Annotated in this window: 27 protein-coding genes, 1 tRNA gene and 1 pseudogene; 22 read left to right on the forward strand and 7 right to left on the reverse strand. The window is 40.8% G+C overall.

The window, feature by feature from the left end:
* Positions 1-5: 5 nt before the first annotated feature.
* The 4 genes from PAN94_RS01180 to PAN94_RS01195 all read right to left on the reverse strand — a co-directional run bounded on the left by PAN94_RS01180 (position 6) and on the right by PAN94_RS01195 (position 4,423).
* Complete coding sequence (locus PAN94_RS01180) at positions 6-815, reverse strand: Cof-type HAD-IIB family hydrolase (RefSeq protein WP_285874302.1); 810 nt, start codon at positions 813-815, stop codon at positions 6-8.
* A 767-nt stretch (positions 816-1,582) separates the two neighbouring features.
* A complete protein-coding gene (locus PAN94_RS01185) occupies positions 1,583-2,728 on the reverse strand; it encodes a low temperature requirement protein A (protein ID WP_223368190.1) in 1,146 nt (381 codons plus the stop codon).
* Positions 2,729-3,176: 448 nt separating this feature from the next.
* Complete coding sequence (locus tag PAN94_RS01190; protein WP_032913120.1) at positions 3,177-3,692, reverse strand: DUF308 domain-containing protein; 516 nt, start codon at positions 3,690-3,692, stop codon at positions 3,177-3,179.
* Positions 3,693-3,910: 218 nt separating this feature from the next.
* Positions 3,911-4,423, reverse strand: a complete 513-nt coding sequence (locus tag PAN94_RS01195) for a helix-turn-helix domain-containing protein (RefSeq protein WP_048791926.1) — start codon at positions 4,421-4,423, stop codon at positions 3,911-3,913.
* A gap of 208 nt (positions 4,424-4,631) precedes the next feature.
* Here PAN94_RS01195 and PAN94_RS01200 point away from each other — a divergent pair, with 208 nt between their 5' ends.
* The 4 genes and pseudogenes from PAN94_RS01200 to PAN94_RS01215 all read left to right on the forward strand — a co-directional run bounded on the left by PAN94_RS01200 (position 4,632) and on the right by PAN94_RS01215 (position 7,089).
* Positions 4,632-4,814: a hypothetical protein gene (locus tag PAN94_RS01200; RefSeq protein ID WP_002916824.1), complete on the forward strand. Its 183-nt coding sequence runs from the start codon at positions 4,632-4,634 to the stop codon at positions 4,812-4,814.
* Positions 4,815-4,859: 45 nt separating this feature from the next.
* Positions 4,860-5,837 (forward strand): hypothetical protein, encoded by a 978-nt coding sequence (locus PAN94_RS01205; RefSeq protein ID WP_002896713.1) that lies wholly within the window; start codon positions 4,860-4,862, stop codon positions 5,835-5,837.
* 11 nt (positions 5,838-5,848) lie between these two features.
* Positions 5,849-6,037 carry a DUF3173 domain-containing protein gene (locus tag PAN94_RS01210; RefSeq protein WP_000369785.1) on the forward strand — a complete coding sequence of 63 codons (189 nt, stop codon included), beginning with the start codon at positions 5,849-5,851 and terminating at the stop codon, positions 6,035-6,037.
* Between the two features lies 1 nt (position 6,038).
* Positions 6,039-7,089 (forward strand): annotated as a pseudogene (locus PAN94_RS01215) (tyrosine-type recombinase/integrase).
* A 143-nt stretch (positions 7,090-7,232) separates the two neighbouring features.
* Here the strand turns inward: PAN94_RS01215 and PAN94_RS01220 are convergent.
* Positions 7,233-7,305 (reverse strand) — tRNA-Lys (locus PAN94_RS01220).
* 265 nt (positions 7,306-7,570) lie between these two features.
* Complete coding sequence (locus tag PAN94_RS01230) at positions 7,571-8,839, reverse strand: replication-associated recombination protein A (RefSeq protein WP_223368192.1); 1,269 nt, start codon at positions 8,837-8,839, stop codon at positions 7,571-7,573.
* Positions 8,840-8,926: 87 nt separating this feature from the next.
* Here PAN94_RS01230 and PAN94_RS01235 point away from each other — a divergent pair, with 87 nt between their 5' ends.
* The 14 genes from PAN94_RS01235 (at position 8,927) to PAN94_RS01300 (ending at position 19,309) form a co-directional block, all read left to right on the forward strand.
* Positions 8,927-9,397, forward strand: a complete 471-nt coding sequence (locus PAN94_RS01235; RefSeq protein WP_285874306.1) for a DUF3013 family protein — start codon at positions 8,927-8,929, stop codon at positions 9,395-9,397.
* Between the two features lie 9 nt (positions 9,398-9,406).
* On the forward strand, positions 9,407-9,859 hold the full coding sequence (locus PAN94_RS01240; RefSeq protein WP_285874307.1) for an NUDIX hydrolase: 453 nt from the start codon (positions 9,407-9,409) through the stop codon (positions 9,857-9,859).
* Positions 9,856-10,326 (forward strand): GNAT family N-acetyltransferase, encoded by a 471-nt coding sequence (locus PAN94_RS01245; protein ID WP_285874308.1) that lies wholly within the window; start codon positions 9,856-9,858, stop codon positions 10,324-10,326. The genes PAN94_RS01240 and PAN94_RS01245 overlap by 4 nt, the downstream gene beginning before the upstream one ends.
* A 143-nt stretch (positions 10,327-10,469) precedes the next feature.
* A complete protein-coding gene (gene prmA / locus PAN94_RS01250; protein WP_353048963.1) occupies positions 10,470-11,423 on the forward strand; it encodes a 50S ribosomal protein L11 methyltransferase in 954 nt (317 codons plus the stop codon).
* Complete coding sequence (locus tag PAN94_RS01255) at positions 11,424-12,167, forward strand: 16S rRNA (uracil(1498)-N(3))-methyltransferase (RefSeq protein ID WP_285874310.1); 744 nt, start codon at positions 11,424-11,426, stop codon at positions 12,165-12,167.
* A 169-nt stretch (positions 12,168-12,336) separates the two neighbouring features.
* Entirely contained in the window at positions 12,337-13,026 is a 690-nt protein-coding gene (locus tag PAN94_RS01260) for a gamma-glutamyl-gamma-aminobutyrate hydrolase family protein (RefSeq protein WP_048791930.1), read from the forward strand.
* 255 nt (positions 13,027-13,281) lie between these two features.
* On the forward strand, positions 13,282-13,731 hold the full coding sequence (locus PAN94_RS01265) for an 8-oxo-dGTP diphosphatase (RefSeq protein WP_048791931.1): 450 nt from the start codon (positions 13,282-13,284) through the stop codon (positions 13,729-13,731).
* Between the two features lie 84 nt (positions 13,732-13,815).
* Entirely contained in the window at positions 13,816-14,259 is a 444-nt protein-coding gene (locus PAN94_RS01270; protein WP_285874311.1) for a dUTP diphosphatase, read from the forward strand.
* Positions 14,210-14,776 carry a histidine phosphatase family protein gene (locus tag PAN94_RS01275; protein ID WP_285874312.1) on the forward strand — a complete coding sequence of 189 codons (567 nt, stop codon included), beginning with the start codon at positions 14,210-14,212 and terminating at the stop codon, positions 14,774-14,776. The genes PAN94_RS01270 and PAN94_RS01275 overlap by 50 nt, the downstream gene beginning before the upstream one ends.
* Before the next feature lie 10 nt (positions 14,777-14,786).
* Positions 14,787-16,154: a DNA repair protein RadA gene (gene radA, locus PAN94_RS01280; RefSeq protein ID WP_285874501.1), complete on the forward strand. Its 1,368-nt coding sequence runs from the start codon at positions 14,787-14,789 to the stop codon at positions 16,152-16,154.
* Positions 16,155-16,227: 73 nt separating this feature from the next.
* Positions 16,228-16,923, forward strand: a complete 696-nt coding sequence (locus PAN94_RS01285) for a TIGR00266 family protein (protein WP_005591607.1) — start codon at positions 16,228-16,230, stop codon at positions 16,921-16,923.
* 167 nt (positions 16,924-17,090) lie between these two features.
* Positions 17,091-17,585 (forward strand): beta-class carbonic anhydrase, encoded by a 495-nt coding sequence (locus PAN94_RS01290; RefSeq protein ID WP_285874313.1) that lies wholly within the window; start codon positions 17,091-17,093, stop codon positions 17,583-17,585.
* A 102-nt stretch (positions 17,586-17,687) separates the two neighbouring features.
* Positions 17,688-18,554 carry an ABC transporter permease gene (locus tag PAN94_RS01295; RefSeq protein ID WP_285874314.1) on the forward strand — a complete coding sequence of 289 codons (867 nt, stop codon included), beginning with the start codon at positions 17,688-17,690 and terminating at the stop codon, positions 18,552-18,554.
* Positions 18,551-19,309, forward strand: a complete 759-nt coding sequence (locus PAN94_RS01300) for an ABC transporter ATP-binding protein (RefSeq protein ID WP_125389744.1) — start codon at positions 18,551-18,553, stop codon at positions 19,307-19,309. Before PAN94_RS01295 ends, PAN94_RS01300 begins: the two co-directional genes overlap by 4 nt.
* A 164-nt stretch (positions 19,310-19,473) precedes the next feature.
* Here PAN94_RS01300 and PAN94_RS01305 read toward each other — a convergent pair whose 3' ends face one another.
* Positions 19,474-20,955 (reverse strand): AcpB/EbpR/MafR family transcriptional regulator, encoded by a 1,482-nt coding sequence (locus PAN94_RS01305; RefSeq protein WP_125389743.1) that lies wholly within the window; start codon positions 20,953-20,955, stop codon positions 19,474-19,476.
* 280 nt (positions 20,956-21,235) lie between these two features.
* Between PAN94_RS01305 and PAN94_RS01310 the strand changes: the two genes are divergently transcribed.
* Genes PAN94_RS01310 through PAN94_RS01325 form a run of 4 tightly spaced genes read left to right on the forward strand, consistent with a single transcriptional unit; the run spans position 21,236 to position 22,886 of the window.
* Positions 21,236-21,475 carry a GlsB/YeaQ/YmgE family stress response membrane protein gene (locus PAN94_RS01310; protein ID WP_015605856.1) on the forward strand — a complete coding sequence of 80 codons (240 nt, stop codon included), beginning with the start codon at positions 21,236-21,238 and terminating at the stop codon, positions 21,473-21,475.
* 45 nt (positions 21,476-21,520) lie between these two features.
* The gene (amaP, locus tag PAN94_RS01315) at positions 21,521-22,087 is read left to right on the forward strand and encodes an alkaline shock response membrane anchor protein AmaP (protein ID WP_285874316.1); all 567 of its coding nucleotides are present in this window, start codon (positions 21,521-21,523) and stop codon (positions 22,085-22,087) included.
* A 12-nt stretch (positions 22,088-22,099) separates the two neighbouring features.
* The gene (locus PAN94_RS01320; RefSeq protein WP_005591614.1) at positions 22,100-22,273 is read left to right on the forward strand and encodes a DUF2273 domain-containing protein; all 174 of its coding nucleotides are present in this window, start codon (positions 22,100-22,102) and stop codon (positions 22,271-22,273) included.
* 13 nt (positions 22,274-22,286) lie between these two features.
* A complete protein-coding gene (locus tag PAN94_RS01325) occupies positions 22,287-22,886 on the forward strand; it encodes an Asp23/Gls24 family envelope stress response protein (RefSeq protein ID WP_015605853.1) in 600 nt (199 codons plus the stop codon).
* Positions 22,887-22,893 lie beyond the last annotated feature (7 nt).

A 22,893-nucleotide genomic window follows, 5' to 3' on the forward strand; every position in this document is an offset into this window, starting at 1 on the left:
GAGCCCTACTTTAAATATTTCTGAATCCCATATCCTACGCCATCTTCATCATTAGACTTCGTTATTTTATAGGCTATCGCTTTGATGTCATCAAAGTCATTATCCATAACAATAGGGTAACCTACCATTTCAAGCATCGGCAAATCATTATGTCCGTCTCCAAATGCAGCCGTTTCTTCTTTAGCCAACTGCTCTTTTCGAAGGACGTAAGCAATTCCTTTAGATTTTTTGGCTAAGACATGTGTAATTTCAAGATATGCCTTACCTGAACGTTGAATAGTGATTTCTTGTAAGTCCAAACTTTGAAGATATTTTTGTAATTCTAGCATATTTGCTTCATCGAAAGTAATCATCATAATCTTAAAAGTATTTATTTGGCCTTCTAAAAACTGATCTTCATTATGAATAAACGTTGGTGTTTGTTGAGTTAAACTATGTTCGTATAGGATTCCTTCATCTATTTTATCACAATACCAGTTATTAAGATCGTAATAAGATAAACTAACTTGAGGGAAATGCAGCCGTATTCCTCTCAGCAACTGCTTTACTGTGCTTTTTTTAATGGTTTGTGAACGAATAGGTAGGACTTGATTATGATCGCCTATTGTATAAATTAATCCTCCGTTAAACGCAACTTGGGTACCTTTTAATTGAAGGGCATCTATGGCATCCTTCATTTCCATTGGTGCTCTAGCAGATACTAAAGTTATGGGAATCCCTGCTTCACGTATTAAGGCAGCATTGTTGTTAGTCACTCGTCCTTCACTATTTAATAATGTACCATCCATGTCACAAAAAATACGTTTGATATTCATAAAATGTACCTCTCTTTCTTCTGAAACCATTATAAATTCTGGAACGCGTTCCATGTCAAGCTTAAAGTTGCAAATCTTTTAAGAGAAATCGTATTTGACCTTTCTGCATTCCTTCACGCATTATCCAGAATTACGTAACTTCACCAATAAGACTTGTTGAAAAACGATTATTCTATAGTCACATATTCTGCTATAATTATGTTAATGAGAAATAGTTTTCTTAGACAAAAGACCACCTCAAGGGTGGTCTTTTGTGGTTTGCCAAACGCTAGTCTATGATAAGTGAATTGGAACAGATGTTCGACTTGCAGGTTTCATTAGATTAGGGAGAATTTAATTACATCAGAGGAGTCGGGATAGATTACTCATAAAAAATGTGGGGCAAGTGACGGGGCAAATGCTCTTGAGACGAGAGAAAAAGCCTTGGATTCCAAGGCTTTTTAGTCATACTTTCTATGCCCCCTGCATGAATTTGTAAGAACTTTTCATATTGAAAATAAACAAAAATGTTGAAATATAGCTGATTTTAGGGAAATACTTTTAGGTATTTTCAATGTCAGGATTTAAAAATGGGGCAAAAGTGGGGCAAAAACGAATGACTCGTATTTTGTTTGAAAACCTATAATACCTAATGATTATGCTATTCTAGATATATAGTTTTGTTATAAATAAATGTCAGTGCGAGATCAAATTGGAGGATAAAATGGAAAAACAAATTAATGAAAAAAAAGCCTTGGTTCCCAAGGCTTTTTAATGTTATAAACTCATTAAAAGAACTCCCAGTTAGATTTGGAATATTTTTTATTCTGTGTCACATAAAAATAAATAAAATGAATGGCTATAGCTAGAGCTAAAATGGTTGTAATACTTACTACTATTATAGGATTAGAAGCAAAGATTAAAGAGAGAATCAAGGCAGCCAGATAGAGTGTAGCTTGGACACAGTAGTAACTTTTCGAATAGCGAAGATAGTGTTTGTTATAGGGCCCATTTGCTAGGACAGCAGCTTGAAAGAGGCCAAATCCGATATAAGAGAAGCTGGTTGCAAAGAGACGATTAGCTTCAGGATTCTGAAGAAAACTCATCGAAACGGTCATCATAAGAAGTCCAATGAAAATAGGATAGTGACTGTAAATTAGAAATAGTCCCTTTTGATTAGATTTTTCATCAATAGCATGGTCGAATTGACCAAAATAAAACAAGAACAGAGAAATCATAATAATGAAATAAAGAACCGAATAAATCGAGAAATTCTCGATTGTAAAGAAGTTAGCTAGCTCCGTAATCATCTCTCCAAACATAATAATGACAAGAAGGGAGATACGCTCGATTAAATGGGGGAGATTTACCTGGTAATGCTTATCTTTATTAAGCAAGATACTTGGCATAATAAATGTTAGCAGAATACTAGCAAATAAGACAGAGACTCCAACGTAAATAGGAAGAAGAGCTGCTAGATAGACTCCTAAACTTCCTAGACCTGTTATCCATAGAAAACCTTTGATACTTTCCCGTTCAACATTATCGGTTGATTTTCTAAAAAATTCAACCAAATATTGTAAAAATAAGGTAAAGGTTAATGTACCAACAGCCCAACAAAGATAATGAAAATATTGTTGCCAATCAGGTCCAATCATATTGGCTATAAAGAGTAAAAGTCCCATTTTGATAAACATGATTACCATGTTAAATAAAGAGTTCTTTCCATAGCGATTGGTATAAACGGTTTGAATCATCCATGAATCAGTGAGAACCAAAACAGCCATGAAAAAATCAAGGAAAGAATTCCAAGTCAAAATACCGTTATGAAGATGCTCAATTAAAGTAGTTGCTTTTGAAATTGCAAAAACAAAAACTAGGTCATAAAAAAGTTCTGAAAATTCTACACGTTTATGTTTAATAAGAGTTGTCATCTTAAGTCCTTTCTATTCTAGAAGTACAATTTATTATAACAGAAAATGGTAATGAGAGAAAAGGAGATGCTTAAATAACTTCATGTGACGCGAATTGTCAAAACCTTGGAGCACATTTACCTCATGTACCAACTCACAGGCAGAGTGTTTGATGATTGATAATGAAGAATAAGATTTTACAATAGAAAAGCGAGGATATCCTCGCTTTTTTTATTTAATCTAATAGCTCCTTATTTTCAATTAAGAGCTCTAGTGGAGATTTATCTCTTGCTTCAATAAAACCAGGTTCATATTGGGTATGAAGTGTTCTTTTCTGAGAAGTTGGATCAATATACAACTCTTTTCCATCTTCTGTGTATAGTTGGTTGCCTCTTGTTAGGTAAAGAGACGAAAAAGCTGAGAATATGATTTCCCAGCTTTTTTGAATGCGATAGAAATAGCAACTAGACTATTTACGAAAGGCCTCAATAATGTAGGTGAAGCCAGTAACTAAAAATGCAAAGGCAATGACATAAACGACAAAGACACCTGTAGCCACTGGATTGAACAGAATCACTAGACCTAGTAAAAATGTAAGCAAGGCTACCCACATGATATTGCTACCAATAATAGGGAAAATCAATCCTAGACGATTGCCTTTAAAGAAAGCAATAATGGCTTCTACAATTAACCAAATTCCTACAATGGTCGGAATGACGACCGGCAGGGTCACAAAGCCATAAGCCACGAGGTAAAGAGCTAAGAGAAGACTAACAAACCCTTGGAAAAGATAAACAGGTGAGCGAAGCTCTTTTGGTGCAGAGAAATAGCCTAAAATAGCTGCTATAGAAGAAACCAGTAAACCAAATGCAATCCACCAGCTGTAAGCAACAAGATTAGCTACTGGGTTTGTAAATAGCAAAAGTCCTAAAAAGACAAAAACAACTCCTTTAAGGAACAACAATAAACGATTAGAAAATTTCATACCAATACCTCCGATATAGTATAGTTTGCTAATAAAACTATTGTACTTATTTTTATAGAAAATGTCAATAAAATAAATAAACAATTTGGAAGTTTCAGTCTGACTTACAAAAAGAAAAGGAGTTTTCACTCCTTTTCACAGATTGAAGACAAAGTCCTTATAAAAGTGTCTTCTAAAGATTTTAACTTCAATCTGAAGCGAGGTTATCCTCGCTTTTTCTATTTATCAAACAATTCCTTATTTTCAATTAAGAGTTCTAGTGGAGATTTATCCCTTGCTACAATAAAACCAGGTTCATATTGGGTATGAAGTGTTCTTTTCTGAGAAGTTGGATCAATATACAACTCTTTTCCATCTTCTGTGTATAGTTGGTTGCCTCTTGTTAGGTAAAGTAAATCTTCTAAGTGCTGTCCATTAGTATGTAGAAAATGCTCGATGTATTTGACAGCCTTTAAGATTTCACTTACTTTATCAGAGTATTCATTAGATTCAAGAACACTCTTTTCTAACTCAATCTCTTTACTCGTTCCAAAGAGTTGGGTTGGAGTTGCATTAAAATATTCTGCTATCTTATCCAAATTTGCAAAGGTAGGATAGCTTTTTTGTTTTTCGTAATCAGAGATGGACTGTTTACCGATTCCTAAATCTTCAGCTAGTTGAGTTTGGCTTACCCCTTTTTCTATGCGTAGTCGTGCCAAATTGGGTCCAAAATTTTGAATAATAAAGGTCATGGGAAACTCCTATTTTTATTTTTAACTTATTTTATCACCTATAAACTTACAAATCAAGTTTTTAGTTGACTTGCCCAAATATTTTTTTATAAAATATATTTATAACTTAGAAATAAGTTATAAATGATAAAAAATAGTTCATAAGTTTAGGGACAGTGAGTGAGGAGGAAGTTGAGGATGAGACTATGACTTATGACTATTCGAAGCCTTGGAGCTAGAAATTGTGTGGACAAGGACAAGGGACGAGCCTGACGGGAAGTCAGGCGAAGTCCTGCAGACTGCCGTCCAGACAATTTCTAGCCAAGCAAAAGCTGGCTATTCTAACAGCCAGCAAAAAGGGACACTTAGGGCAACGCCCAAAGAACGACGGAACGAGCAATCGTTGATTTGACGGTGTTTCTGAAACCTAAAAAATCTAAAAGAAGGGGGGACAATTTTGTTGGTTTCTATACAAGATTTAAGAAGTATTCAAGAACGATGTGATGTAGGAGAATTAGTACAGCGGTTAGATGTCAGTATTGATAGATTAACGGTTATCTGGGATACAGACATTGGTTCCCTAAGACAAATTTTTAAAAATCTGAAACAGGCAATAAGTACAAGAGTTGATTCATTTGAAATACATGATAACGTACGAGATGATGTATTTACTTTAGCTAAAGATTTTAATGAGTATGATTCAATCAATATTATATTTTTTCAATTATCCACTTATGGAAATGAACAATTGATTCGAATTGATTTCAATCCTAATACTTTAAAAGAATTTGATGGAATGAAAGTATGGAGGCAATTAATGTACTTTGCTAGATTGAATTCATTGACAGTACGTTTGTCTCGTTTTGATTTGGCATTTGACATTTTCAATAGGCCTGAAATCGTTAATTTGCAACATATTAAAGGTGGTGTTACCCATAAGGTCTTCTATGGTAGAGGGGGTGAATTAGAGACGAAATATTGGGGTTCTAGCGGTAGTAATGTACAAGTTAGGTTATATGATAAGAATAAAGAAATCATTGCTCACAAGCGCGATGAGAAGCTAGATTTGGCTGTAAATCCGTTTTGGTGGAGACTGGAATTCCAACTTAGAACCAAAGCGATTGGTGAGGAGATGGTCCAAGATGTTATGAATCGACTTGATAATTTCGGATTTTATAAGCTAGAACATATTCGAGTGGAGCAAAGAGCATTTACAATTATCTTTCTCAACAATCCTGAACTGTTATCATTGGCTTTTCCAAATTTAAAATCAGACAGCATCAAAAAGAAAAAAACAAGAGTCCGCAAACTATTGAGAGAAGAAACGAACCAATTTGCGGAAGAATTAAAAGAAGTATTAATACAGAATCTCCCTAAATTAAATGCAGAATTACAACTACTTGTAGGCGAGTTTCTGAATTTAGAAAATAAATAAGGAGGATAACTATGGACAATAATTTAATTAGTAACAAAGAATTAATTGAAATGGGCTATCGCCCTCATACAGCAAATGATATCATTCATCAGGCAAGAGAATTACTTGTCTCACGAGGCTATACATTTTATAATCGCAAACGTTTGATGGTTGTTCCAAAAAGTGTTGTAAATGAGATTCTAGGAACTGAGGTGGCGTAATATGGCAAGTGTTCGTTATCGAAAGCGAGGAGATAGTAATTTATGGACCTATGAAATTCGTAGCGAAGGGAAAACTGTTGTTCATAATAGCGGTTTTAAAACAAAAAAACTTGCAGAGTCAGAAGCTGAACCGATTCTGCAAGAACTTCGTTTAGGAAAAAGAATTTCTAGAGATATTTCTCTTGTAGATCTGTATCAAGAATGGCTTGAACTAAAAATTCTACCGAGTAGTAGGTCGGAAGAGACAAAGAAAAAATATCTTCTCCGTAAAAACACAATTGAAAGATTATTTGGAAATAAAAAAGTCACTCAAATTCGTGCGAGTGAATACCAAAGAATTATGAATAAGTATGGACAAACAGTTGGTAGAAATTTTCTTGGTAGATTGAATACTGGGATTCATCAGAGCATCCAAATGGCAATTGCAGACAAAGTTCTAATAGATGATTTTACACAACATGTCGAGTTATTTTCATCCAAAGAACAACAGATGACAGAAGAGAAATATTTACATACAGAAAAGGACTATCTGGATTTACTTTTAGCAGTAAAGAGAAAATTTGATTACCAACGTTCAATTGTTCCTTATATTGTCTATTTTCTATTAAAAACAGGCATGAGGTTTGGAGAGTTAATAGCGTTAACTTGGAATGAAGTTGACTTTGACAGAGGACTGCTAAAAACATATAGGAGGTTTAATACCCTTTCTCATAAATTTGTCCCTCCAAAAAATAAAACGTCTATTCGGATGGTACCGATAGACGAAGAATGTATTAAGATATTACAAGTCCTAAAAATTGAACAGGAGAAGGCTAATAAAGAGCTAGGAATCAAGAATAGGTATAAAATGATTTTTCAGCATTATGGATATATTCACTTGGTACCAGATATTGCAAGTGTCAATAAAGCTTTGAGTGTTCTCTTAAATGAGTTGAACATTTATCCAATTATCACGACAAAAGGCTAGCTCTCTATGCTCCAAAGATGTTGACCTTGGAGTTATCGCAAAAATTTTAGGGAATCGAGATATTTCAAGGTTAGTGGAAGTATAGGCTCATACTTTAGAGGAGAAAATTTTCAAATCAGAGATGTTCGCAAAGATTGCTCATAAAAAATATGGGGCAAATGATGGGGCAGAACCCGTTTAAATAATGAAAAAGCCTTGGAATCCAAGGCTTTTTAGTCATACTTTCTATGCCCCCTGCAGGGCTCGAACCTGCGACCCATAGATTAAGAGTCTACTGCTCTACCAACTGAGCTAAGGAGGCAAGAGAAAAAGCTGTATTGGTGCCGGACCTTCACGATTTGTATTGAACCCGCGCAATTAAGCAGGTGGGCAACTCGCTCTAACTGAAGCTGCTTCCGCGTGACACGGCTTGCACGCTGTTAGAAGTCTTTTGTTTCCCTAATAATACAAAAAATAGTCGGTCAACACTTAAGTGTGAAGTCGTACACCACAGCGTTTCTATAATTATAATACCATAAATTTTGAAAAATTCAAGAGAAAAATGTGATTTTTTGCAAACGATGCCATCATTTTTTTAAGTCATCAATCTTATCCTTGGTCATTCCAAGGGCTCGCTCGTATTTGCCATTCTCATTAGGCGTGAAATAATTGGCGTCTTTTATCTTGTCAGGTAGATAGTCTTGCTTGACCCAATTGCCAGGATAGGAGTGAGGGTAGAGATAGTCCTGAGCGTTACCTAACTCCTTGCTGCCGGCATAGTGGCCGTCTCGTAAGTGGCGGGGAATGGGCAGGTTTCCATTCTTTCTTAGGTCAGCCAAAGCTTTATCCATGGCCACATAGGCTGAGTTGGACTTGGGCGATAGAGCCAGATCGATAACAATATTGGCAATGAGGATGCGGGCTTCAGGAAAGCCAATCCGCTGGGCCGCTTCTAGCGCTGTGACGGTATGGACTTGGGCATCAGGATTTGCCAGGCCAATATCTTCGTAAGCAATAACGGTCAAGCGTCGAGCTAGGCTAGGCAGGTCTCCTGCCTCAACGAGGCGAGCTGCGTAGTGGAGACTGGCATTGACATCAGAACCACGGATGGACTTCTGCAGGGCAGAGAGGACATCGTAATGGCCGTCTCCGTCCTTATCCATAGTGATATAGCTCTTTTGCAGGCTGTTTTCCATGATATCGAGCGTGATGTGGCGGATGCCCTTGCTATCTTCTGGGGTAGAGAGTACGGCTAGGTCCAGTGAATTATAGGCGGAGCGCAGGTCTCCGTTGGTAGAGATAGCAATGAAGTCTAGAGCTTCATCGTCTAGCTCCACTGGGAAATCAAATCCTCGTTCCTTATCCGTCAGGGCTAGCTGAATAGCTGTCCGAATGTCGTCGTTGCTGAGGGGCTCAAGCTCAAATATCTGAACCCGGCTTCGAATAGCAGGTGTGACAGAAAAGAAAGGATTTTCTGTTGTCGCCCCAATCATAATGACCAGCCCGCTTTCTAATAGTGGCAGCAGAAAGTCTTGCTTGGTCTTGTCCAGACGGTGGATCTCATCTAGCAGGAGAACCAGCCCGCCGGAAAACTTAGCTTCTTCAGCGATTTCCTGCAGGCGCTTCTTGCTATCTACGGTGGCGTTAAAGGTCCGAAAGGCGAACTTGGTTGTGCCGGCAATAGCCGAGGCGATGGAGGTTTTGCCGATGCCGGGTGGTCCATATAGAATCATCGAGGACAGGCGGTTGGCTTCAACCATGCGACGGATGATTTTCCCAGGTCCGACCAGATGCTGCTGGCCGATGATTTGATCAATGCTGGTCGGTCGCATGCGTAGGGCGAGGTTTTCTGGCATAAGATTTCCTTTCTGCAAGTGTTTTTCTTGGCTTTTTGTGTTACTATTGTAGATAGTAATATTTTATCACAATGAAAAGAGGAAATCATGGCTAAGTACGGTTTTTTGGAGATATTGGACGAGGAAATGGGGAAGAGCTTTCCTTTTGACTATGAGATAAACTGGGACAAGAAGAACCACACGGTGGAAGTGGCCTTTCTCCTTGAGGTACAAAATCCAGGCGGGATTGAGACCGTTGATGCTGAGGGTAATGCCTCGGCTGAAGATATTTACTTTGAGGAAGCCGTGCTTTTCTATAATCCGGTCAAGTCTCGTTTTGAGGCCGAGGACTATCTGGCTGCCCTGCCCTATGAGCCGAAGAAAGGGCTGTCACGGGAGTTTCTAGCTTATTTCGTGGATTTCCTAACCCAAACAGCTGAGTCTGGCCTTGATGCGCTCATGGACTTCTTAGCAGATCCAGATGCAGCAGAGTTTGATCTAGCTTGGAATGCTGAGGCTTTTGAACATGGCAGAGCAGATTTGACTGAGACAGAATTTTATTCCTATCCGAGGTATTAGGAGGCGCTTATGGCGGATGAAGAAGGACTAGATTTGCTGCACAAACAGCTGGAATTTTCTGGCTGCAAGATTGCCTTGCTCTGTGATGATAAGCTACTGACTATCTTGCGAGATGATATTTCAACCATTCCTTGGCCCAATATGTGGGAGCTGCCAGGCGGTGGCTGCGAGGGAGAGGAGACTCCTTTTGAATGTGTCCAACGAGAAGTTTTTGAAGAGCTTGGTTTGAAGCTTGAAGAAGCGGATATTCTCTGGGTTAAGGCATATCCAGGAATGTTTGATCCAGACGAAACTTCTATTTTTATGGTGGGAACCATCACTCAGGAAGAATGTGCCAGTATCGCCTTTGGCGATGAGGGACAGGCTTATCAGCTGATGGAAGTGAGCCAGTTCTTATCAGATAAAAAGGTTATTCCGCAGTTGCAGGACAGGTTGAGAGATTATTTGGAGGTGCGAGCATGATTTATATTAAACGGGCGGGAGCTGAGGATTTAGAGACCATTATTGCCATTCAGCGAGCGAGTTTTAAGGCCGTTTATGAGAAATATCAAGATCAATACGACCCCTATCTGGAGGAGCGAGAGCGGATTCGCTGGAAGCTGGTTGAGCGGCCCAATAGTTTTTATTATTTTGTCAAAGAGGCCGAGAAGATTCTTGGCTTTATTCGCTTGAATACAAATGGCGAACAGACAGCAGGCTGGATTGGGACAGTGGCGATTTTGCCAGAGCACCAGAATAAAGGATATGGCTCTGAGGGGCTTGGTCTGATAGAGGAGACATTCTCTACCATTATGAAATGGGATTTGTGTACGGTTTTCCAGGATAAAGGCATGGTGGCTTTTTATGAGAAAAATGGCTATCATCAGACCCATACGGAGCCCGAAAAAGAGGGCATGGATATGGTCTACATGAAGAAAACAATGAAATAAACAAAGAAAGGATTGTTCAGTTAAATTTCTAAACTGAACCCGCCCTAAACTCTGTGCTAAAAAGATAAGGTTCTCTTAGACGCAAGCGTCGTCAGAGAATTTCCTATTTTGGCTTTGTGTTTTACGGGCTTGGTATTTTAATGATGGACACTTGGCAGGAATTAACGATTGAAGTGAAGCGTGAGGCAGAAGAAGCAGCCTCTAACATTCTGATTGAGCTGGGCAGTCAGGGTGTGGCTATCGATGACAGTGCAGATTATCTGGGGCAGGTTGACCAGTACGGCGAGCTTTTTCCAGAAGTTGAGCAGAGCGAGCGGGTTAAGATTACCGGCTACTACCCAGATTCGGTGGATATAGAGGCTGTTGCGGCCCAGGCCAATGAGCGCCTGGCTGAGCTGGATGGCTTCGGATTAGAGACAGGCGATATTCAGCTCACTCGGCAGGAACTGGCTGAGGAAGACTGGGCGGACAATTGGAAGAAATACTTTGAGCCGGCTCGTATCACCCATGACTTGACTATTGTGCCGTCCTGGACGGAGTATGAGGCGACCGCTGGTGAGAAAATCATCAAGCTGGATCCTGGCATGGCCTTTGGTACGGGCACTCACCCGACGACCAAGATGAGCCTCTTTGCACTGGAGCAGGTCTTGCGGGGCGGAGAAACGGTGCTGGATGTAGGCACAGGCAGTGGCGTCCTATCCATTGCCAGCTCTCTCTTAGGTGCCAAGGACATCTACGCCTATGATTTAGACGAGGTGGCGGTGCGCGTGGCTCAGGAAAATATTGAGCTCAACCCTGATATGGAGAACATCCATGTGGCGCCGGGCGATCTTCTCCGAGGGGTAGAAATCAAGGCGGATGTTATCGTTGCCAATATTCTGGCTGATATTCTCATCCATTTGACCGAGGATGCCTACCGTCTGGTCAAGGATGAGGGCTATCTGATTATGAGTGGGATTATTTCTGAGAAGTGGGAAATGGTGCGCGAGTCAGCAGAAGCGGCAGGATTTTTCCTAGAAACGCATATGATTCAGGGCGAATGGAATGCCTGTGTCTTTAAGAAAACGCAGGACATTTCAGGCGTGATAGGTGGTTAGATGCAGCAGTATTTTATAAAAGGAAAAGCTCAGTCTCCTCTGGTCATCACGGACAAGGACACAGCCAAACATATGTTTTCGGTCATGCGGCTTAAAGAGGGTGACCAAGTTACACTGGTTTTTGATGACGGTGTGAAACGGCTGGCGCAGGTACTAGATCCAGCCCAGCAGAGTTTGGAAATCTTGGAGGAACTAGCAGACAATACCGAGCTTCCAGTCCAAGTGACCATTGCTTCAGGCTTTCCTAAGGGTGATAAGTTGGAATTTATCACTCAAAAGGCGACGGAACTAGGAGCGAGTGCTATCTGGGCTTTCCCAGCGGACTGGTCGGTGGCCAAGTGGGATGGCAAAAAGCTGGCCAAAAAGAGCGAAAAGCTAGAGAAAATTGCTCAGGGAGCAGCAGAGCAGAGCAAGCGCAATCTGATTCCTGAGGTTCGGCTCTTTGATAAAAAGGCAGACTTTCTGGCGGCCTTGGCAGACTTTGACACCATCATCGTAGCCTATGAGGAAGCAGCTAAGGAAGGCGAAGCTGCTGCTTTAGTGCAAGCTGTGAAAGGCTTGGCAGCCGGTGCAAAAGTCCTCTTTATCTTCGGACCAGAGGGTGGTCTGTCGCCAGATGAAATAGCAGCCTTTGGCCAAGCAGGGGCTGTCTCCGCCGGTCTAGGTCCACGTATCCTGCGGGCTGAAACAGCTCCGCTTTATGCCTTGACCGCAGTCAGTGTCATGCTTGAATTAGAAAAATGAAATCAGCGGACTTCTGCTGATTTTTCCTTGTCTGTCGCTACTATATCCCTTTTTGTGGAAAACTGTTCTTGACATAAAAAATTTTTATGGCCAGCTTAAAAAAATACTATTGGACGGTTGAGAGGTGGAATGGTAAGATATTCTATATCAAGTTAAGGAGGGATCATCTATGTGCAGAACAATTGTTGGAGTGTCGGCTAATCTTTGTCCAGTGGATCAGGCGGGCAAAAACATTCATTCATCTGTATCTTGCAAATTTGCCGAAAGCATCAAGCTAGTCGGCGGTCTGCCCATGGTGATTCCTGTTGGGGATAAAAGTCTGGTCAAGGACTATATAGAAACCATTGATAAGCTGATTCTATCAGGCGGTCAAAATGTTCATCCACAGTTTTATGGGGAGGAAAAGGCCATCGATAGCGATGATTACAATCTGGCTCGGGATGAGTTTGAGCTGGCACTCTTAAAGGAAGCTATTCGTCAGGGTAAGCCAGTCTTGGCTATCTGTCGTGGTCTGCAGTTGGTCAATGTTGCTTTTGGTGGCACGCTTAATCAGCAGATTGACAATCATTGGCAGGGGCAACCATTTGGGACTTCGCACTCCATTCTTACAGAGAAAGGCAGCGTTGTGGAGCGGTTATTTGGTCAGGCCAGCCAGATTAATTCTGTCCATCGGCAAAGCATCAAGGACTTGGCGCCTAATTTCCGAGCGACAGCCTTTGACCCAAGGGATAATACCATCGAAGCAATTGAGGCTGTGGATGGCAGTCGTATCATCGGCCTTCAGTGGCATCCAGAGTTTTTGATCAACGAAGAAAAGGGTAACTTAGAGCTATTTCAATATCTTTTGCAAGAATTATAAAATCTAAAATTATTTTTAGCTAATTTTAAGATAAGCTTTATATAATATAACCATCAAATGAAGACCTCCTAACTTTATTTGATGAAATCCTAAAACTTTTCTTTTTCATAATAATCTCCCTATAAGAACCGCCCAATCGGCGGTTTTTTTGCTGGAAGGGCTGAGAAATCTGGATTTTCATCAATTTGATCACTTTTATGTTATAATGAGTCACAAGTAGACCGAGCGAATCGGTCGGTAGATGGAGGAGCAGAGATGTCAAGAGCGGAGCGAGTTATTTTAACAAATATGTGTATGGTTTACGATGGAGACCGCATTTTAGTGCAAAATAAAGTAAATGATGATTGGACCGGCCTCTGCTTTCCAGGTGGTCATGTTGAATATCGTGAGTCCTTTGTCAAATCAGTGATACGGGAAATCAAGGAAGAAACAGGCCTGACTATCTATGAGCCTTGCTTGTGTGGTGTCAAGCAGTTTTATACCGAAAAGGATGAGCGCTATATCGTTTTTCTTTACAAAACCAATCGTTTTGAGGGAGAACTAGTCTCATCCGACGAAGGGAAGGTATTCTGGATTGACCGTAAAGACCTTGACCGCTACTCGCTGGCCGTGAGCTTTAAGGAAATGTATCAGGTTTTCACATCAGATTTGACGGAGCAGTTTACCTATCTGGATAATGGAGAGATCATCAGAGATCTATACTAGGGAGAATCGCCAATTGGCGGTTTTTTTGCTTGTTTTTAGCGAATTTAGTATAATAGGGACAGCAAAAATAGAAAAGAGAACTGTATGAAAATTCGTGGATTTGAGCTGGTTTCCAGCTTTCCAAATGACGATTTGTTGCCCAAGAGAGAGACGGCTCACGCAGCGGGCTATGATTTGAAAGTAGCAGAGTGCACCATCATTGCGCCGGGGGAGATTAAGTTGGTTCCGACGGGTGTCAAGGCCTATATGCAGCCGGGTGAGGTGCTTTATCTTTACGATCGCTCGTCAAACCCTCGTAAAAAAGGTCTGGTTTTGATTAACTCCGTTGGGGTCATCGACGGCGACTACTATGGCAACCCTGGAAATGAAGGGCATATCTTTGCTCAGATGCAAAATATCACAGATCAGGAAGTCGTCCTCGAAGTGGGTGACCGCATTGTGCAGGCAGTCTTCGCACCATTTTTGATTGCGGATGGGGATGAAGCCGACGGTGTGCGGACAGGCGGATTTGGCTCTACTGGGCATTGAGATGAAAGTGATTTTTGTGCGCCATGGTGAGCCTGATTACCATGAGTTAGAGGAGCGTTCTTATACTGGCTTTGGTCTGGATTTGGCGCCTTTATCTGAGCAGGGAAGACGGCAGGCTCAGGAACTTTGCCAGCATCCTTTACTGCGTTCAGCTGATTTGCTGGTGTCTTCTGCAATGACGCGAGCTTTAGAAACGGCATCTCATGTGGCTTGTGCCACTGGCCTTCCTTTGAGAGTGGAGCCTTTGCTACACGAATGGCAGGTTTATCAAACGGGAAGAGGGAACTTTGAAAAAGCTCGGAGCCTGTTTTTAGAAAATAATGGTGCCTTGCTCCCCAGTAGTCCTATTCAGTATGAGACGGCTGAGGAGATGAAGGCTCGTTTTGTAGACTGTATGGCAAAGTATCGAGATTACCAGACAGTAGTCCTTGTAGCCCATCGCATGCTGATCCGTCAGTTTGTGCCAAATGAGCAAATTGATTTTTGCCAAGTGATTGAGTGTGAGATAGAGATATAGAAAGAGGTTTATCATCGCTAAGAAAAAGACGACCTTTGTCTGTCAAAATTGTGAATACCATTCGCCCAAATACCTAGGCCGCTGTCCCAACTGCGGCTCTTGGTCTTCTTTTGTTGAGGAAGTGGAGGCAGCAGAAGTCAAGCATGCCCGTGTTTCCTTGACAGGTGAAAAGACTCGGCCTATGAAGCTGGCTGAGGTCACTTCGATTGATATCAATCGGACCAAGACGGAAATGGATGAGTTCAATCGTGTGCTGGGTGGTGGCGTAGTGCCTGGCAGTTTGGTCCTGATTGGCGGGGATCCTGGCATCGGGAAGTCTACCCTGCTTCTGCAGGTGTCCACTCAGCTTTCTCATCAGGGCACCGTCCTTTATGTCAGCGGGGAGGAATCAGCTGAGCAGATTAAGTTGCGGGCGGAACGCCTCGGTGATATTGACAGTGAATTTTATCTCTACGCCGAGACCAATATGCAAAACATCCGCACGGAGATTGAGAAAATCAAGCCAGATTTTCTGATTATCGACTCTATACAGACGGTGATGTCGCCAGAAATTTCTAGTGTCCAAGGCTCTGTTTCTCAGGTTCGCGAGGTGACAGCCGAGCTCATGCAACTAGCTAAGACCAATAATATTGCGACCTTTATCGTTGGTCACATGACTAAGGAAGGAACCTTGGCTGGTCCTCGAACGCTAGAGCACATGGTGGACACCGTGCTTTATTTTGAGGGCGAACGTCAGCACACTTTCCGTATCTTGAGAGCAGTCAAGAACCGTTTTGGCTCAACCAATGAGATTGGCATTTTTGAAATGCAGTCTGGTGGGCTAGTTGAGGTTGTCAATCCAAGTGAAGTTTTTCTGGAAGAGCGTCTGGACGGCGCGACAGGATCTTCTATTGTCGTGACCATGGAAGGAACGCGGCCGATTTTGGCTGAGGTGCAGGCTTTGGTGACACCGACCATGTTTGGCAATGCCAAACGAACCACGACTGGACTGGACTTTAACCGAGCCAGCCTCATCATGGCGGTTCTGGAAAAAAGGGCGGGGCTCCTCCTGCAAAATCAAGATGCCTACCTCAAGTCTGCTGGCGGCGTCAAGCTAGATGAGCCAGCGATTGATTTGGCAGTAGCGGTAGCCATTGCTTCCAGCTACAAGGATTTGCCTACCAATCCTCAAGAGTGCTTTATCGGTGAAATTGGCCTGACTGGAGAAATCCGTCGTGTTAATCGCATCGAGCAGCGTATCAACGAAGCAGCAAAGCTGGGTTTCACTAAAGTCTACGCTCCTAAAAACTCTCTGAACGGGCTCAAGGTGCCAGACAATATCCAGGTCATCGGTGTGACAACAATTGGGGAAGTCTTGAAAAAAGTCTTTGCTGGATGATTTTCTTTGTTTTAGATTGCAAAAATATTTTATTATTGCTATAATTTTCTTAAAAAACAAGGAGGGAACTCTTATGCAATTTTCTATGGATAGCAACATGCAATTTCCACTCGTTGACCTCTACCTCAATCAAGGAGAGACAGTCTTTATCCAGCGTGGCAGTATGGTCTATCACACGCCTAATGTAACCTTGAACACTCAGCTCAATGCTAACGGTTCAGGTTTGGGACGCTTTGTCAAGGCAGTCGGCCGTTCCATGGTGTCGGGTGAAAGTACCTTCATCACCCAAGCTGTCGCCCAGTCCGATAACGGTTTTCTAGCTTTAGCACCAGAAGTTCCCGGCCAAGTTATTCCCCTTTATCTGGGAGAAAAGCAGTACCGGCTCAATGACGGTGCCTTTCTAGCTCTGGACGGTACGGCTTACTATACGATGGAGCGCCAGTCTGTTGGCAAGGCGATATTTGGCGGTCAAGGAGGCCTCTTCGTCATGACGACTCAAGGTCAGGGCACTCTCTTGGCCAATGCCTATGGATCGATTAGGAAAATTGAACTAAATAACCAAGAAGTAACCATTGATAATGCTCATGTCGTAGCTTGGAGTCAGTCTTTGGATTATAATATCCATCTAGAAAATGGTTTCTGGCAGTCGATTGGAACGGGAGAGGGAGTTGTCAACACCTTCCGAGGCACTGGGGAAATCTATGTTCAAAGTCTCAATCTTCAAAGCTTTGCAGGCTCACTCAGCCGCTATATCGCAAAAGGTTCATAGAAAGGTGTGGATGAATTTCCGCACCTTTTTTGCATTTTTCTTTCATTTTTTCATAAAAAACGGACATTTTTGATTTATCTAGATCTGAAAACTGACAAAACACCCAAAAGATGATAAGATGGTAGGAAATGGTTTGACTAGCAAATAAATTCTAGTAAGGGGAAAGAATGTCCTATTTTGAAAATTTTATGAAGGCCAACCAAGCCTATGTGGACCTGCATGGAACCTCCCACCTGCCGATTAAGCCCAAGACCAAGGTGGCAATCGTGACCTGCATGGACTCCAGGCTCCATGTGGCTCAGGCTCTGGGCTTGGCGCTGGGAGATGCTCATATCTTGCGCAACGCTGGCGGGCGGGTGACAGAGGACATGATTCGCTCGCTGGTCATCTCTCAGCAGCAGATGGGTACGCGGGAAATTGTAGTCTTGCACCATACGGATTGTGGGGCACAGACTTTCAAAAATGAAGAATTTGCTGCTTTTCTCAATCAAGAGCTAGGCGTTAATGTCAGCGGTCAGGATTTCCTTCCTTTTACAGATGTGGAGGAAAGTGTGCGGGAAGACGTTGAGCTTCTTCGCCAATCACCCCTAATCCCAGATGATGTAGAGATCTCAGGGGCAGTGTATGACGTTGCTACAGGACGAATGACCGTCGTTCAGTAATTACCTAGGAAAGCCAATTTATCTGTCGGTATTTCGGCATTGAAATTGGCTGCTTTTTTGTGTTAAAATAGAATACGATTTTAATTTAGTTAGGACAATAAGATGATTCTTTCCATTATTTCACAAGGTCTGGTCTGGGCCATTTTAGGTCTGGGGATTTTCATGACTTTTCGGATTTTGAATTTTCCAGATATGACGACGGAAGGTTCCTTTCCTCTAGGTGGGGCGGTAGCCGTCACTTTAATCACCAAAGGGGTGAACCCTTTCTTGGCAACGGCAGCTGCGGTATTGGCGGGCTGTCTGGCAGGTTTGGCGACTGGGCTTCTCTATACCAAGGGCAAGATTCCGACCCTGCTGTCAGGGATTTTGGTCATGACCTCTTGTCATTCCATCATGCTCATGATCATGGGGCGGGCTAATCTAGGTTTGCTGGGAACTCGGCAGATTCAGGACTTTTTGCCCTTCTCTGGGGAAATCAACAATCTCCTAACAGGCTTGATTTTTGTCAGCCTGGTCATTGCAGCCCTGCTCTTTTTCCTAGATACCAAGCTGGGACAGGCCTACATCGCAACTGGGGACAATCCTGATATGGCGCGTAGTTTCGGTATCAATACTGACCGCATGGAATTGATGGGCATGATCTTGTCTAATGGCGTCATTGCCTTGTCTGGTGCCCTGATTGCCCAGCAGGAAGGCTATGCGGATGTGTCCCGCGGGATTGGGGTTATCGTCGTCGGCTTGGCCAGTCTGATTATCGGAGAAGTGCTTTTTAAGGGTCTGACCTTGGCTGAACGCCTGATTACCATTGTAGTTGGTGCCATTGCCTATCAGTTTCTGATTTGGGGTGTCATTGCTCTTGGCTTCAACACGAGCTATCTCCGTCTCTACAGTGCGGTTATCTTGGCGATCTGCCTCATGATTCCAACCTTGAAAAATACATTCTTTAAAGGAGCTAAGTTAAGCAAATGACAGCGATTGTAGAATTAAAAAATGCCAGCAAGCGGGTCAATAACGGCTTTGATGAAGAAAAGGTCATCCTAAACGATGTGTCGCTGGAGATTCATGAGCATGATTTTATCACGATTTTGGGTGGCAATGGAGCAGGGAAGTCAACTCTTTTTAATGTGATTGCCGGCACGCTCTCTCTGAGCAGCGGTAGCATTCACATCCTGGGCGAAAATGTGACCAACTTTTCACCTGAAAAGAGAGCCAAATATCTGTCGCGGGTCTTTCAAGATCCCAAGATGGGAACGGCTCCTCGGATGACAGTGGCGGAAAACCTGCTGATTGCCAAGTTTCGTGGCGAATCGCGCGGTCTAGTCCCTCGTCGGCTGAATAGCTATCGGCAGGAGTTTCAGGAGACCATTGATAAGATTGGCAATGGTCTGGAAAAACATCTGGATACGCCGATTGAGTTTCTCTCTGGTGGTCAGAGACAGGCTTTGAGTCTGCTCATGGCGACCCTCAAGCGTCCGGAACTGCTTCTTTTGGACGAGCATACAGCAGCACTGGATCCCAAGACTAGTGTGGCTCTCATGGAGTTGACTGACGACTTTGTCCGCAGAGACCAGCTGACGGCCCTCATGATTACCCATCACATGGAGGATGCTCTCAAATACGGCAACCGGCTGATTGTCATGAAGGAAGGGCAAATCATCCAAGACCTCAAGCAGGAAGAAAAAGCCAAGATGACCATAGCGGACTATTATGGCTTGTTTGAATAGGCTTGCCCATTTTTTTGGAATGCTAAAAAATGAATAAGCAGTAAATAATTATTAAACGGATATATCTCTGTCTTCACAGGGGTGTATCCGTTTTTCAAAAATTTGCTCAGATAAATGAATAAAAACCGCTAGATTGCGGTTTTTTGTTATCAAAATAGTCTAAATCACTCATCTAAGCGAATAAACATCATCGCGTTAAGCAGGGAGATGAGCGCGACTGTATTAATATTATTGGAATAGATCAGTCTCTTGTTCTCAATGGGTGGAATAATAAAATTAGAAATGATGATATCGTAAGGTGATTCTTTTAAAGAATCGATTGATAATTCTAATTTATTCCAAACTTCAAGTTCAAAATTATTACTGCAATAATAAGAAAGTGTCTCTGCTACTGATTTTGCATGGTACTGATCAAAATTACTCATGACTAAAACCTTTAATTTAGGCTGATTTTGTAAAAGATTCAGCACTAAATGTTTGCTGTGAGTGATAAAGGTATAGGATAGATGGTTGACTTTCATTGGTGTGCTATGGATATCCAAAGTCTCTAGGTAATGTTCAATCCCTTTTTTAATATCTGAAACAAATTGAGGGAAAATATTTTGAAAGTTCTTGATTGTATTTCCTTTTTGATCAAACAGAATAAACTCTGTAGATAGTTCCTGACGGTGCAGATGTGCTGTATTATGCAAATGCCAAATAAGATTATCATTATTGTCAATTTTAAGATTATATTTGCTTTCTATCTGAACAATTAAATCACTTAATAATTGATACGAATTTTTTACATAACTATCTGTTTTTGCGCAGCTCATAAATAGATTTTCATCAATGAAAAACATTTTTTGAAAATAGGAGACAAATAGTTGACCGATCACTTCTTTATTCAAAGAGATATGATATTCAGAATCAAAGCTCGCTACAATGTCTTCAATTCCTTCTGCTTGCATGAAGGATTCTAACAATTGATTGTTAAAAGAATTTTTCTCAACTTCCAAGAAATGGCCAAACTTGATTCGATATAAATTCGTAACGAGGAGCAATTTTAACATTCGTTGAGTTGCGAAATTGACAGGAAATGCAGTTTCTTTGTAGACCAGTGCTAACAGCTTACACAAAGGTTCTACTGAAAAATCTGTAAAGGGCCATTCAAGAAAATAATATTTTTCCGAAAAATATTGTGCAAAAAAATAACGGATATCAATCTCATCTCCAATGATTCGAGCAGGATTGAGACTAATTTTAAAATTATATTGTTTTTTTATGATTTTGTTAATATGACTGATTATACGATAGAGTGAGGAAGAGCTTATATAAAAATCTTTACAAATATTCTCAGTTTCATATCCTTCGTTAAAGAAGATGAATTCTAAAATTGAAAAATGAGTTGAATGCTTAAAGAAATGATGATAGACCATCTCAATATCACTATCATCAGTATTAATGATACGTATGCCATTAGTGGACGAGTGAAAAATCAATTGAGGAAAAGAGGACTTAACATGGGATAAATCATCTTTTACTGAACGTTCTGTACAATTTAATAGTTCAGCCAGTTCAGAAATATGAAACCAGCGTTTGTTTTTAAATAGTAGTTCTAATAGTTCTAATTGCCTGTGACTCTTTTTAGACAGTAATTCTCGCATTAAAATATTATCTTTCTTTATATAGTGTTTTTATTATCAGGAAATTATACCATATTTTTATACATTTAATCTCGTTTAATAACTCTGAAATATATCTAAAAATGCTTGTAAAAGCCTGTAGAACAAGGAATTCTTATCTTTTTGTATCTATAGTACAGATAAACGGTAAGAAAACCAAGCTGAATTATTATGTTTCCAATTTGGAAAATTATATAATTATATTAATCAAAAAATATTATTAAGACATTTTGATTCAGAAAAATTAGAAAGGAGAATCACTATGTTGTGGTCAATTATTATCGGTGGGCTTATTGGTCTGGTTGCTGGATCAATAACAAAAAAAGGCGGTTCTATGGGAATTGTCGCCAACGTTGTTGCAGGTTTAGTTGGTTCAGCTGTTGGTCAGTCTCTTTTAGGAACTTGGGGACCTAGTTTGGCTGGCATGGCTTTGATTCCTTCTATCATCGGCGCAGTTATTGTAGTTGCAGTTGTATCGTTTTTTGTAGGAAAGAAAGCATAGAATTGCTTTTTGTACAAATATAATTTAATGATGAAAGGATTCAATATGTCAAAATCAAGAAAAATACTTTCCCTTATTTTCTGTATTTTAATCTTGACGATTTTGATTCCTGTTTTACTAGATTTTCATAAAGTTAGCGGTTTAGGCCTCCAGTTATTCACTTGGAAAAAGATTCCGTTTGTAGGATACTATCTATCTAGATATGTTTTCTGGGGGACACTGGTTTTAGCAAGCTTAATATTGTTGCTGATGTTAGTGATACTTTTTTATCCTAAGAGACGTTTGGAAATTCAGTTAGCTGATGCGGATGGTAAACTAATGCTGAAAAATTCAGCGATAGAAGGATTTGTTCGTAGTCTGGTGACAGACCATGATTTTATTAAAGATCCTACAGTTTCCGTAAATAGCCGGAAAAACAAATGTATGGTTTCTGTTAAAGGAGCAATTGTTCCGTCAGAAAACATCATCAAAAGAAGTCAGTTGATTCAAGAAGAAATTGCTACTGGATTAACAGAATTCTTCGGTCTCAATCATGATGTCAAGCTTGAAATCTCTGTATCAGATTTCAAACCAAAATCGCAGGCTAAAAAAAATACTAGTCGTGTAAAGTAAGGAAGTACCAAAATGGAATGGTTTAAAAAATATCAATATCTAATCCTATCTGGATTAGCGGGCGGTGTTCTAGCCTGCTTTATCCTATCCTTTGGCTTCTTTAAGACACTATTTGTCTTGATTTGCGCTGCCATAGGAGCAGGAATCGGATATTATATACAACAAAAAAATATATTAAATAAATAATAAGGAGTTTCTTATGTCAAATACAAATAAAGATTTTAAAGATGTTGCTAAAAAGGAAGTTGCGCAAGCAACTCATGAAGTAAAAGGTGAATTGACTTACGAAGATAAGGTCATTAAAAAAATCATTGGTCTCTCTTTAGAGAAAGTTTCAGGTTTGCTAGCTGTTGATGGTGGCTTCTTCTCTAACTTAGCAGATAAATTGATTAACACTGATAACGTAACGAATGGTGTTAATGTTGAAGTTGGTAAAGAACAAGTGGCTGTTGACTTGAACGTAGTAGTGGAATATCAAAAGAATGTTCCTGCCTTGTACAAGGAAATTAAAGATGTTGTTGTGGCGGAAGTTTCTAAGATGACTGATTTGGAAGTTGTTGAAGTTAATGTCAATGTTGTTGATATTAAGACCAAAGAACAACATGAAGCTGACTCAGTTAGCCTTCAAGATCGAGTAACAGATGTTGCTGAATCAACAGGCGAATTCGCTTCAGAGCAATTCGAAAAAGCAAAATCTGGTCTTAGCGGTGGTTTTTCAGCCGTTCAAGAAAAAGTTGGTGAAGGTGTAGAAGCTGTTAAAGATGCTGCTTCATCAAATGAAAAAGCTCGCGTACATTAATTTAAAA

Origin of the sequence: Streptococcus sp. SC1 (assembly GCF_030272855.1) — a bacterium.
Lineage (GTDB): Bacteria > Bacillota > Bacilli > Lactobacillales > Streptococcaceae > Streptococcus.